The organism is Crateriforma spongiae (assembly GCF_012290005.1).
GTDB classification, from domain to species: domain Bacteria; phylum Planctomycetota; class Planctomycetia; order Pirellulales; family Pirellulaceae; genus Crateriforma; species Crateriforma spongiae.
This window is the reverse complement of record NZ_JAAXMS010000005.1, coordinates 574,559-587,250: the sequence shown is the minus strand read 5'-3', so window position 1 is coordinate 587,250 and position 12,692 is coordinate 574,559. Positions and strand designations below refer to the sequence as shown.

General features: G+C 58.3%; 11 protein-coding genes. 2 read left to right on the top strand and 9 right to left on the bottom strand.

Features of this window, described 5'->3' with window-relative positions:
• Positions 1 to 12: 12 nt before the first annotated feature.
• From HFP54_RS16105 to HFP54_RS16070, 8 genes are all read right to left on the bottom strand, one after another.
• Positions 13 to 339: an ArsR/SmtB family transcription factor gene (locus HFP54_RS16105; RefSeq protein ID WP_168565893.1), complete on the bottom strand. Its 327-nt coding sequence runs from the start codon at positions 337 to 339 to the stop codon at positions 13 to 15.
• 181 nt (positions 340 to 520) lie between these two features.
• Positions 521 to 832 (bottom strand): hemin uptake protein HemP, encoded by a 312-nt coding sequence (gene hemP, locus HFP54_RS16100; protein ID WP_168565892.1) that lies wholly within the window; start codon positions 830 to 832, stop codon positions 521 to 523.
• 355 nt (positions 833 to 1,187) lie between these two features.
• Positions 1,188 to 1,958: a 3-keto-disaccharide hydrolase gene (locus tag HFP54_RS16095; RefSeq protein ID WP_168565891.1), complete on the bottom strand. Its 771-nt coding sequence runs from the start codon at positions 1,956 to 1,958 to the stop codon at positions 1,188 to 1,190.
• A 219-nt stretch (positions 1,959 to 2,177) separates the two neighbouring features.
• Positions 2,178 to 3,593 carry a metal ABC transporter permease gene (locus tag HFP54_RS16090; protein ID WP_168565990.1) on the bottom strand — a complete coding sequence of 472 codons (1,416 nt, stop codon included), beginning with the start codon at positions 3,591 to 3,593 and terminating at the stop codon, positions 2,178 to 2,180.
• An 8-nt stretch (positions 3,594 to 3,601) separates the two neighbouring features.
• Positions 3,602 to 5,122, bottom strand: coding sequence for a metal ABC transporter permease (locus HFP54_RS16085; RefSeq protein ID WP_315853911.1), 1,521 nt, complete (start codon positions 5,120 to 5,122; stop codon positions 3,602 to 3,604).
• A gap of 91 nt (positions 5,123 to 5,213) precedes the next feature.
• On the bottom strand, positions 5,214 to 6,071 hold the full coding sequence (locus tag HFP54_RS16080) for a metal ABC transporter ATP-binding protein (RefSeq protein WP_168565889.1): 858 nt from the start codon (positions 6,069 to 6,071) through the stop codon (positions 5,214 to 5,216).
• On the bottom strand, positions 6,068 to 7,102 hold the full coding sequence (locus tag HFP54_RS16075) for a metal ABC transporter solute-binding protein, Zn/Mn family (RefSeq protein ID WP_168565888.1): 1,035 nt from the start codon (positions 7,100 to 7,102) through the stop codon (positions 6,068 to 6,070). The genes HFP54_RS16080 and HFP54_RS16075 overlap by 4 nt, the downstream gene beginning before the upstream one ends.
• A gap of 2 nt (positions 7,103 to 7,104) precedes the next feature.
• A complete protein-coding gene (locus tag HFP54_RS16070) occupies positions 7,105 to 8,928 on the bottom strand; it encodes a phospho-sugar mutase (RefSeq protein ID WP_168565887.1) in 1,824 nt (607 codons plus the stop codon).
• Between the two features lie 347 nt (positions 8,929 to 9,275).
• On the opposite strand from HFP54_RS16070, the gene glmM reads away from it, so the two are divergent.
• Positions 9,276 to 10,625 (top strand): phosphoglucosamine mutase, encoded by a 1,350-nt coding sequence (glmM, locus tag HFP54_RS16065; RefSeq protein ID WP_168565886.1) that lies wholly within the window; start codon positions 9,276 to 9,278, stop codon positions 10,623 to 10,625.
• A gap of 400 nt (positions 10,626 to 11,025) precedes the next feature.
• Entirely contained in the window at positions 11,026 to 12,378 is a 1,353-nt protein-coding gene (locus HFP54_RS16060) for a hypothetical protein (RefSeq protein WP_206036243.1), read from the top strand.
• A 56-nt stretch (positions 12,379 to 12,434) separates the two neighbouring features.
• Here HFP54_RS16060 and HFP54_RS25975 read toward each other — a convergent pair whose 3' ends face one another.
• Positions 12,435 to 12,563 carry a hypothetical protein gene (locus HFP54_RS25975; RefSeq protein WP_261346938.1) on the bottom strand — a complete coding sequence of 43 codons (129 nt, stop codon included), beginning with the start codon at positions 12,561 to 12,563 and terminating at the stop codon, positions 12,435 to 12,437.
• Between the last annotated feature and the right edge of the window lie 129 nt (positions 12,564 to 12,692).

Below are 12,692 nucleotides of genomic sequence, written 5' to 3'. Positions count from 1 at the left end.
ACCATCCCGTTGCTACGCCTTCAATGCAGCCTGTTGTTGTTTCACGTTGTTGTTCAAGACGTTTTCCACACACTCGGTAAAGCCGGTCAGGCAGCATACCGTCGAACGATAGAAAACCATCTGCCCGCGCTTTTCGGTACCGACCAATCCGGCGTTCTTCAGAACGGACAGGTGCCGTGAGACGGTCGACATGTCAAACCCGACGACTTCGGTCAGGTCACACACGCACCGTTCTTCGTGCACCGCAAGTTCGTCCATGATCTTCAACCGCGCCGGATGGGCCAGCGCTTTGAACACCTGAGCGCGGGCTTCGTATTTGGCAATTTCTTTCTTCTTCATGACCGTATTCCTATCGACCAACATTACTTGGCAGTTTAGCCAAATACGCAATCCTCATCAACGCAACTTTGCCCGGCTTTCGCAGGCTGCGACACTTTGTACATCGCGCAAACATGCGGCGAAGTAACCCGTCAAATCGGCGTCGCGATCAGACGACGACGCGCCGACGTTGCACCGAAGCCTACTTGTGCAGAATCAGCTTGTTGTTGCGTGTCCGCTTCAACGTGTAAACCTCATCCTGCAGACAGATGAAGACCTGATTGCAACCACCGGCAAGTTCGGCGAAGTCCAGAACGTGGCAATTGCCGCCATGGGACTGCAACGCGGCACGGCCGGAACTGGGCACCGGCGGCTTCGAACTGCAAGACGCACAGACGTCATCGCTGTCGGATTGATTCCCATACCGAGCCTTCGTCGGACAGGGCTCGCCCGTCGCGTCACTTTTCAGCGGCAGCGACACGGGTCGTTTCGGCTGTTCGGTCGGCTCGTTCATTGACATTGTTCACCCTGCGGCCATAAATCCCTGCCGCTATTGAGAATCGCTTGCAACAAGCGTGAATGATGTGGCGATTTATGTCAATGCGGGCTGTGAAAAAACTTTCGATCGCGGGATCGCGGTTGGCATCGCGTTTTGCGGCAAACTGCCGCTGAATCTCCAGGCCGCTTTGACGGGTCCAGCGAATAGGCCGCCTGTCGGAGACGCCTGCTCTGCACTTCGCGCACGAAAAAAACGGCGATGGTCTCGAGATGTCTCGAAACCATCGCCGTTTACGATGAACTAGGTGCGTCCGGGCCGCGGCAGCGCTTTTCCCGCCCGCGACCTGACCGCCACTGGGCGACGCTGGGGTCTAGAACTGGGCCAATCGGACGTCTTTGAATTCCGTCCACATTGGCTTCCCGCCGTGAAGCTGAAGAGCCAAAACGCCTTCGGACAAGGCCTTTTCGGGATGCTTGTCGGTGAAGTCCAACACCAGACGGCCGTTCAGGTAGTGTTTGATGTTGTTGCCTTTGGCGATGATGACGACGTCGTTCCAGTCGTCGACCTTCATCAGTTCTTTGAACCCGGCTTGGTCGATCAGATCGTCACGCAACACCTTTTTGCCGTCGGCATCCCAGACGGCGACTTCGCCGACCATGCACATGCGTTTCCGGCTGCCTTTTTCGTCGTAGATGAAGCTGGGAACGTTCGGAAAGTCTTCTTCGTTGCGGACTTCGTGCTGATAGCCTTTGACGACCCAATCATTGGTGGCCTGCTTGCCTTCGGTGACCCGAGTCGACCGGTACTGGATCCCGGAATTGTTCGTCACGCTGCAGCGGAACGACAAACGCAATTCGAAATCGCCAACATTGCCGCCTTCCCAGATCAAGAACGTGTTGCCCTTGGAGGGATTTTCGGGGGTGGTCTCGCCGTGGATCACTCCGTCGCGGACGGACCACAATCGAGAATCGCCATCCCAGCCGGACAGATCTTCTCCGTTGAAAATCGGCTTCAGCTCGGGCGACGGCGATGGGGCGGCGGTGTCATCGGCCGATGCGACGGTGAAATGGGTAACGGTGACGGCGGCCAAAGCCACGGCAAGGCCGGCAAAAATGCGGCGGCGGGAAATCGAAAGGACCATCAGGCAGGTTGCTCCTGGAGATGCAAAAGGAAGGGGTGGGGCAGTACCAAAAGGTGTGCTTTACGGCGGAATCAGAATGCCATCCGCCGGGCAGGGACAGCAGCAGTATGATCGCCCGAGCCGGCCGGCTCAATCAGCCAAGCTGACGCACTGATCCGAAACACCAGATCGCAGCCGTCCCGGCGATGGCCGCCGGCAACGCCGCGTCGCCAAGCCTAGCTACTCGTTCGAACGCATCCGATCGTCGGAGGTCCGATCGTTACGATTCTGGCTTTCGGCCTCAGCCGGCTCTTCACCACGATCTTCGGCTTCGACCCGTTCATCGGGAATTTCTGCACCGTGTGGGTCCAGGGTTGGTCGGTCCGTTTCGTCATCCAAACGTGACCGCAGTTCCAGATCCGTGAAGTGTTCCAGACGCTCCGCCTTGTCGTGGATTCTTTCCTGGTCCAATCCCGCTCGTTCGACCAAGTACTGTTCCCACAAACGGTGCGAACGCACCAGCTGTTGGGCTCGCGAACGACCGGAATCCGTCAGACGAAACGAGTCGCCGTCACGCGATACTTGTCCGTTGATCCGCAAAATCGTCGTGGCCAAGTGCAACGGCAATTTGCCGGTCAACAGATTGGCCGCCAGTTCACCCGCACCGGCAGCATCCACCGTTTGCCGTTCCCCCAATCGAAACAAATACGCACAAACATCGTCGCACAAGATTCGCAACGCCAACAACCGACGACGCACCAAACGGACCAGGATGCCGTGTCGCGGTCCGAACAACGCGGCGGCGGCCAACAAAACGCCGGCGGACACCGCCATCATGCCGGCGGTCGATGTGCTGCGGTAACCAAAACCTGCGGGAACCGCGATCGCACCGATGTGCCCCGACACCGCGCTGATGATCGCCAACACGGTGCTGATCGCGATCATTCGTCCCAGCCGATCGGTCAATAGGAACGCGGCCGCCGGCGGAACGACAAACATGGCGACAACCAAGATGTTTCCGACGCTTTCAAAACTGGCCACCGCCGTCACGGCTACCAATACCATCAACACGTAGTGGATCAGGGTCGAACTGAACCCCATGGTCGTGGACAGTCCCGGGTCAAACGAACTGACCTTCAGCTCTTTGTAAAAGAACAGCAAGAACGCCAGGTTGACCAACATCACGACAGCAAGCACGACCACCGCACGAGGGATCGACCCGAAAACAGTGTCCAAGCGATCCAGCGGCGTCAGTTCGATGGCCCCATACAACACGCATCCCGGATCCAGATCCACGTGATCGGCGGCCTGAACGACCAAGATCAAGCCTAACGCGAACAACGATGTGAACACCACGCCCATCGATGCGCCTTCATCCACGCTGCCGGCTCGGCGTATCCATTCGGTGAACAAAGCAGTCAGGACGCCCACGATCACCGCGCCCAAAAACATCGGCACGCTGGAACGACTGTCGCTGATGAAAAATGCGACCGCCAAACCGGGCAAAACCGCATGGGTAACCGCGTCGCCAAGCAGGCTCATGCGCCGTAACACCAAGAAGTTGCCCAACAGCGCGCAGGACACGGCGCAAAGCACGCCGGCGACAATGATCCAGCCGTCCAGTTCCCACGTCAGCGTGTTCAGCGGTTCGATCATGTCACGAATCACGGCGACGTCTCCCGCGAATCGGAGACGGAATCATCCACGCTAATCTTTGCACCGGAGCCGGTGGCTTCAGCGCCGCCGTGGTCCAAACGGTGCGGGCTTTCGGGAACCTGCACACGACTGGGCGAATGTTGCAGAAGATCTTCCAGTTCCGCGACCACTTCGGGTTCCAACACGTGTTCGATCGCATCGGCGTCGCGATCAACGCGTCCCGGTGCGATGTCCGCGTAATTGATCAGATACAGTTCCCACAGGCGGTGCTGACGCGTCAGCCGAGCCGCCTCATTGACCCCGGCTCGCGTCAATCGGACGTGCTGGTCGCGGTCACGGAACCGAACCAAATCGTCGTCTTGGGCACGATCAATCGTGCGTTCCAATTGCCGCGGCGTCCAACTGCGGACCGGCAACAGCGTTTGCATCGACAGAAATTCACGGAATCGATCGGGAACCCCCGACGCATCACGTTCCAAGGTTTCGTAAATCGCCCGCAACAAATGCTGGCGTTCAATTTTGCGGTTCAAGCGCAAACGTCGCAGCGTCCGTCCCAGGATGCCCTTCTGTGGCCCCAGGAACATGCTGAAAGCAAAGAATGCCGTGCAAACCAGGACAATCATCGCGCCCGATGGCAGCTTGGAAAACAACGCACTCATCGCAGCGCCGATGATTCCGCTGATCGCGCCCAACGTCGCCGCGATCAACGTCATCGGGGCCATCCGCTGAGTCCAAAACCGCGCGGCCGCAGCGGGGATGACCAACAACGCAATCATCAAGACCAATCCGACCGCTTGCAGACCAACGATCGAAACGGCGACGACCAGCGACATCAACGCGATGTCCAGCAACAACACGGGCAACCCACGTGAAGCGGCAAAAGATTCGTCGAAGCACAACAGCTTGAATTCTTTGAACAGCAACACGCACAGCGTGACCGCGACACCGGAAGCCGCGATGATCCACTTTGCATCGGCCAAACCCATCGATGCGGTTTTGCCATAGATGAAGGCTTCCAACCCGGCGGCGTGTCCCGTCTGAGTCTGCTGCACGATCCCCAACAGCGCGATGCCGGCGCCGAAGAAAACACTCAGCACGATCCCCAGCGCGGCGTCTTCATGCAATCGAGTCAGATTACGTATCAACAGGATCACGGCCACACCGATCAGGCCGCTGATCGTCGCGCCGAACAACAACGTGGGCAGCGACTTTCCATCCAAACCGGCCGCGCTGGCAATCAAAAACGCCAACGCGATCCCCGGCAAACTGGCGTGACTGATCGCATCGCCCAGCAAGGCACGCCCGCGCAGCAACGTAAAACTGCCGACAAGCCCGCCGGCGCAACCCAGCACCGCGGTACCCAAAATCACCACACGGCTGTTGTAATCGCGAAAGGTCAGAACGCGTTGCCACTGCGACCAGGTCGGCCAAGTCACACTGCGATCGGTCAACGTCGACGTGCCTTCGGCGCCAAAAGCTGTCGGTCCAGACGCGACCGATATCAGCAACACCAAAATCACCAAACCCACGGCCGCCGAATTGAACGGACGTCTGAGAAACCCACGTAGAAAACCACCGATAAACATATTCTTGATGAAGTCGCGAAACGTCGCCGACGAATCACAGACTGCGTTCCCTTCGCCGCATCGCTTCGGTGACTTCGTCCAACAGCGTCAGACGTCCGCCATAAGTCTTTTGAAGATTCTCCGACGTGAACACTTCGTCGACCGGACCATGGGCAACCACGCGCATGTTCAACAGAACGACGTAGTCGAAAAAGTCCGCCACGGTTTGCAAATCGTGATGGATGACGACCACCGTCTTTTGCAACGCCTTCATCTGTCGCAAGATCTCAACAATCGCTCGCTCGGTGGCCGCATCGACCGCCGCGAACGGTTCGTCCATCAAATACAGATCCGCGTTTTGGACCAACGCGCGAGCCAAGAAGGTCCGTTGTTGTTGTCCGCCGGACAGTTGACTGATTTGACGTTTCGCCAAATGCGGGATGCCGACTTGTTCCAGTGCATCCATCGCCGCCCGACGATGTTTTTTGCGTACCGGCATGCACCAGCCGATTTGCCGGTACAGCCCCATCGTGACGACCTCCAACGCATCCACTGGAAAATCCCAGTCGACCGTTTCGCGCTGGGGAACGTAACCGACGCGACTACGCTGATGCTTGTAAGTGTCACCGAACACGCGAACTCGGCCCGACGCGCGTGGCACCAGGTCCATGATCGCCTTCAACAACGTGCTCTTACCCGCCCCGTTTGGACCGATCACGCCGACCAGCGATCCGGCGGGCAGATCAAACCCCACATCCCAGATGACCGGTTTGCGGTGATACGCCACGGTCAGGTCATCCACCGACAAGGGAACCGACGTGTCGGCGGTCACCGCAGTACCGCTGGATGACGTTCCATTTGAAGATGATGCGCCGGACGACGCTGCGTTGACGGTGGAACCGGTGGCGGTCATGACGATGGGTGTTCTTTGACGGAGTTCAATTTGCCCTGCATTCCCGATTCTGGTGCCTGGCCGCCTAACGCACGCGCGACGGTCGTCACGTTGTGATCCAGCATGCCAACGTAGGTTCCTTCGTAAGTCCCTTGCGGCCCCATTGCATCGGAAAACAAAACGCCGCCCAACCGAATCTCGAACCCCTGTGCGGCGGCACCTTCGATCAAGGCCTTGATGTTTTTGGGCGACACACTGCTTTCGGTAAACACCGCCTGTACTTTCCGCTGCACCAACAAATCGACCAATTCATTGATCTGCTGCAGGCCCGCTTCCGATTCGGTCGAAAGGCCTTGCACGCCCAAGACTTCCAAATCGTAGGCACGACCAAAATAGTTGAACGCATCGTGTGATGTGATCATCACCCGGCTTTCCCTGGGAATCGTCGCCAAGGTTTCCTTGGCATACTGGTGCAATTCTTCCAATTCCGACTGATACGCCGACGCATTTTGCCGGAACGCTTCGGCATCGTCGCCCGAAAATTCGGCCAAGGCTTCCGCGACAACGTCGACGCACTGCGACCAAGCGGACGCGTCCATCCACACGTGTGGATCGGCATGCCCCGCAGCGTCATCTGGCATCAACAAGTATTCCTTGTCGATCCTCTCGGTGACCGCATAAACGGGCTTGCTGCGTCCGACCTGGACCAGGGTGTCCGCCAGTTTTCCTTCCAGCATCAATCCGGAATAAAAGATCAGGTCACCCGACATGATCAACGCCACGTCGTCACGCGACGGATTGTACAAGTGCGGGTCAACGCCGGCACCGATCACCTGGACCACGTCAACGCGATCCCCGCCGACCGCACGGGCCAAGTCAGCCACCATGCCCGTCGTCGCAATGACACGGATCATTGCACCGGAGCCGGTCGTTTTCGATTGACTGTCAGACGGTTTACCGCACCCAATCCAACAAGTGATGAACACCAAAAAACCGATACCCAAGCATCGCGGCGGTGCATTAACGGTGTGCGGCGTGCGTCGCGATGACATCGCTAGACCTTCTGTGCGAAAGCACGGATGTCGGCTTCCAGACTGGCGACGCGTTCATCCAAGGTCTTACCCGCTTGGTCCAAGTCTTGGGACTGTTCGGGCGAAAGACGCGTGAACATATAGAACTTCACTTTCGGCTCGGTGCCGCTGGGACGCACCGCGACATAGTTTCCTTCGTCGGCCAAGTCCATGATGATCAGATTGCCGTTCGGGCCGGCCAGCGGGCTGGTGCTGCCGTCGGCAATGCTGGTCGTCGTGTTCGCTTGGTAATCACGCACCGCGGCCACATCGATCGAGGCCAACGATTTCGGCGGGTCGTTGCGGAATGCGGCCATCAGCCGCTGCATCGCAGCCATGCCTTCGCTGCCTTCCATGAACACGTTGACCAGACTTTCGCGGTGCAACCCATGTTGGCGGTACAGATCATTCAAGTACTCGTGCATCGACTTTCCGGCCGCTTTCAATTCCGCCGCCAGTTCGCTGATCAACATGCAGGCAACGGCACCGTCTTTATCACGGCAATATTGTCCGACCAGATAGCCGTGCGATTCTTCGGTGCCGAACAGAAAATCATCGGGGCCTTCGCGATCCACGACTTCGGCGATGTACTTGAATCCGACCAACAGATCGCCTTCACAGCGAACGTCGAACGATGCGGCAATGCGACGAATCAGCTCCGTCGTCACCAACGTTTTGATCACGTACTTTTGTGGATTCAGCTTGCCCGCTTCCTTGGCTTTGGAAAGCACGAACTGGGTCAGAATTGCACCGATCTGGTTGCCATTGAAGGTCGCCCATTCGCCTTGGACGTCCGTGGTCAGCGGCGCCGCCACGCCCAAACGGTCGCAATCCGGGTCGGTCGCCAGTACGACATCAAATCCGCCAGCCTTTGCCGCTTCGATCGGCTTTTCAAACACGGCCGTGTTTTCCGGGTTGGACACGTGTCCCGGGACGTTCGGAAAATCGCCGCTGGGTTCGGCGTGCGGTTCATACACCGTCACATCATCGAAGCCGTCGCGTTTCAACAATGGAACGACAGCCGCCGCGCCCACACCATGCAGCGGTGAATACAGAATTTTGGCATCCCGCGGGCCTTTGAACCGGCACGCCGCAGCGGCGTCGATGAATTTCGTATCGATTTCGTCGGTGATGATTTCCACACGACCATCGGCCAACGCTTCATCGAACGGCGCGACGCGGATGTCTTGGCACGACATCACCTTGTCGATGATCGCCTTGTCGTGAGGCGGCAAGACTTGACCGCCAGTCGACCAATACACCTTCACCGCGTTGTCACTGGGCGGATTGTGGCTGGCGGTCACCATGATGCCGCAATCACAGTTCTTTTCGCGAACCGCAAACGACAACTGAGGCGTGGCTCGATAGTCGTCCAAGAAGTAGACCTTGAATCCCGCGGCCACCATGATGCCGGCGCACAGTTCGGCAAAGTGACGTGATTTGTGTCGCGTGTCATAAGCGATCGCACACGACAGGTCATCGCCGCCGACATGTTGGACGACATAGTCCGCCAGACCTTGGGCACTTTCGCCGATGGTTCGGTCGTTAATGGCGTTGCTCCCGATTTCGTACATCCGGCCGCGACGGCCACCGGTGCCGAAGGGAATGATGGTCCAGAACACGTCGTCCAGCTTTTGCCACTTTTCATCGCGGATGTGTTGGGCCACGACGTCGCGATAATCGGCATAGCGATCTTCGGTCAACCAAGCGGTGATGTTTTGGACCGCCGATTCGGTCAGCTTGCCGTCTTTTTGCGCCTTGTCGATCGCTTGCAGCAATTCGGGCTGATTCGTCTCTGTCGTGCTCATGTTTCGGAAAAATCGGTGGCGTGGAAGATATCGACGGGGCGGAGAGAGAGGTGTTTCCGACGCGAAGGTTGGGGGAACGGGTCGAACGCTCCGGATTCTATTTGTTTTGCGGGGGCTTTCGCAACGAGGCAGCGATCGGCCCCGATACAGCACCATGCTTCGGCCGGACCACCAAATACGTTCATAACGGAGCACTGGCGTACCGAACGGCAACCTCGCGGGGTATCAATTTCACGGTGGCGGTTGTCGGCAAACGTTTCGGCGATTTCAATTGGCGAAAACTTGGCCGACGGTTTCATCCGAACCCAGCCATCTTCTCAGCTCCTTCCTGGTTTTTTAGCGGACAAATGGCCGACCTTATCATCAGCGTCAGCGGACTGCGTGGCATCATCGGCGAAAACTTGACGCCCGAGGTCGCGGTGCGGTATGTCGCCGCGTTTGCCGCACAATTGCCGCCGGGCCCGGTGGTCGTCGGTCGCGACGGCCGTGACAGTGGGCCGATGATGAAATCGGCCATCATGGCGGCGCTTGCGGCCAGCGGTCGCCAATGCATCGATGCCGACGTCTGTGCGACGCCCACGATCGGCGTTCTGGTCAAGGCACGGGGTGCGGCGGGCGGTGTTCAAATCAGCGCCAGCCATAACCCGCCCGCATACAACGGCATCAAGCTGTTTGGTGGTGACGGACGCGTTTTAGATGCCAGCAAGGGTGCCGCGGTTCGCCAAGCCTACCTAGATGGCCGATCCGCCTTCGTTTCCCACGACGCCTTGGGCGAGATCACCGTCGACGAAAATCCGCATGCCGATCACTTGGCTGCGGTCTTGGCGACGATCGACCGCGATCGCATTGCCGCCGCAAAGCATCGCGTGCTGCTGGATAGCAACCACGGGGCCGGCGGCGTGCTGGGCGAGCGTTTGTTGAAGGAACTCGGGTGCGACGTGGTGTCACTGGGCGCAACGCCCGACGGCCAGTTCGAACACACGCCGGAACCGACCGAAACGAACTTGCGTGACGTTGCCAAAGCCGTGAAGGAATACGGATGCAGCGTTGGGTTTTGCCAAGACCCTGATGCGGATCGCCTGGCCTTGGTCGATGCCGATGGCCGCTATGTCGGCGAAGAATACACGTTGGCGTTGTGCGTCCAGCGTGCGATGAATCAACCCGATCTGCGTGGCGCGATCGTCATCAACGGCGCGACCAGCGGGATGAGCGAACGAATCGCCGCCGCGGCCGACCAGCCGTGTTTCCGCAGCGCCGTCGGCGAAGCCAATGTGGCCGACATGATGATTGCAAAGAATGCGACGTATGGCGGCGAAGGAAACGGGGGCCCGATTGACCCGCGTGTGGGATACGTCCGCGACAGCTTTGTGGCGATGGCCCAAGTTTTGGATCTGATGACCACGACCGACCAGACGCTGGCCGAATTGGTCGACCAGATTCCACGGCTACACATCCACAAGTCAAAAGCGGAAGTGTCTGCGGACCGTTTGCCAGAACTGTTCGATGCATTGATCGAGCTGCACGGCGATGCCGAAGCCAGCACCGGCGACGGTTTGCGACTGGCTTGGCGGGACAAATGGCTGCTGGTCCGTGGCAGCAACACCGAACCGATCGTCCGCATGATCGCCGAAGCCGAATCCGAGACGACGGCGCAGCAGCTGTGCCAGTCCGCAGCCGATCTGTTGCAGAAACCCTGAATCTGTTCCCCACCGTAACACCGTAGGTCGCGCTGTGCGTGAGCGGCCCCAGACCGGAAAAGACCTCCGTCCCCTTAAAGCGATTCATACGACACCGAAGTCGATCGCTCGCTCATTGAGGCCTGTTGCGGTGGAGCCTGGGCGTGATGTACGGGACCAACGGAAGGGGCGGTGCCTGGAAACCTGAGGAGGCCAAGCCCGAAAAAGACCTCCGTCCCCTTAAGCCGAGCCTGACCGACCAGCGGGCAGCGTGAATGGTGCCTGCGGATGCATCTGAAAACTGGCGCTGCCTTGCGGTCAGGAGTTTCAGTATTCTTCCAAGCGACTGGCGTCCTGTTTTGATAAATGCATCCTTTGAATCCCCGAGTCCTGCGTCGTGTTTTTTAGGCCGAAAGCGAATTTGTCAGATTCCGCGAAGTCGCGGCTCGAGTTTTGCCTGCAGCAGATCGCAGAATGCATCGGTTTCGATCGGTTCACATTGCCGGTGCTGAGCCGAGAGACGTTGTTTCAGGTGTACGAGGCCGAGCGAACGCCGCAACAGGTGGTTGCATTCGTTGGCAAACACTTGGGGCATGATGTCGAGGGGATTCAGGTTCGCTTTGGGTTGCCGCAGGCACCAAGCACGGGAGGCGGATGTTGTGGTGGGGGTTCATGCAGCGGACCCAGCGAATTGCCGGGCCGATACGACGCGACCAACCGATCGATCACACTTGATCAGCAGATCGACAACGATCCCGCCCTAGGAATCGCCACACTGATCCACGGCGTCGTTTGCGATCTGCTTTCACAGAACAAATTCGCTGGGGCACACTTGCCCGAACTGGTTGATTTGGCCGTCGTGGGAACGGGGCTGGGCATGATTCGAAACAGCATCAGCCTGGTTGCCAAACATCCAAATTCTTGGGATTCAACGCAGTGGGAACTTAGCCCAAGACCTTTCTTGGATGGCCCTTCAATTGCCTACACCAATGCGATCGCCGCGTGGGTTCGTCAGGAGCCGTCGCCAGCCTGGGCCAAGGAACTGCCCGGCGATCTCAAACGGCCGATGCAAAAGTCGTTGAAGTTCTTGTTGAAAACCAACGACTGCTTTTTTCAACCAAGGTTGAAACAAACGCTGCTGTCGCAAACGCAGAGTGAATGGTGGCAGCTGGCCGCCAGCCCGACAACATCCAACCAGGTGATCGCGCTTCGGCACTTGCAATCGTCCGTCATGCCGGATGATGAACAGGAATCCTTGATCCTGGACAAACTGCGGTCGCCGTCCGCTGCGATCACACTCAATGCAATCGCCGCAGTTGAACGCATGGCGGCACAGGAACCTTCGATTGCCGGTGAAGCGATCGTGACTGAATTGCGCACGCTGACAGATCATCGCGACGATGAAGTTCGCGCGAAAAGCATGTGCGCGCTTGCTGGACTCGGTGCATTGGACGAAGCAACCGTCGAGACGGCAACGGACATGCTGGATGACCATCAAAAGCACCTCGTCTTCGCCGGCTTGTTCGCGCTGTGCACCCGCGACTCGGTGTCGGAAGAATCGGTACAAGCAGTGGACCGCTGTTTCGTTCGACTGTTGCGAGCTTGCGACTACGACTTCGCTGACTTGATTACGGCCGGTTACCGGCGTTGGCTGACTGATCCTGAATCCCACTTGCAGGATTTGTTTCAGAACAGCCCCGAGCACCTAACCATTGCCTTGGAAACGCTGCAAAACGTCCCACAACGACTCGTTCCACTTGGCCGCATCGCCTGACGAACCGATTTCCGTCCGCTCAGTGGCTTTGTCATGCGGAGCATGACCTACAAGACTCAGCCGTAGGTCACGCTGTGCGTGACGGGATCTTTTCCGCCGATCTCGATCGCGTCGTCCCTGTCGTGCCGAGCAGGACCTGCGGGCAAGCCGTCGCTGGATGCGCCAGCATTCAGTGGCTTTGTCATGCGAAGCATGACCTACATGACTCAGTGTCCCGTCATGCGGAGCTTGACCGATACAGTTCGATCGGGCGATTTTCTAGCTTTTCCCGACACGGGCGGTTGGTTTACGCTGGTCTCGGGTGAACATTCGAC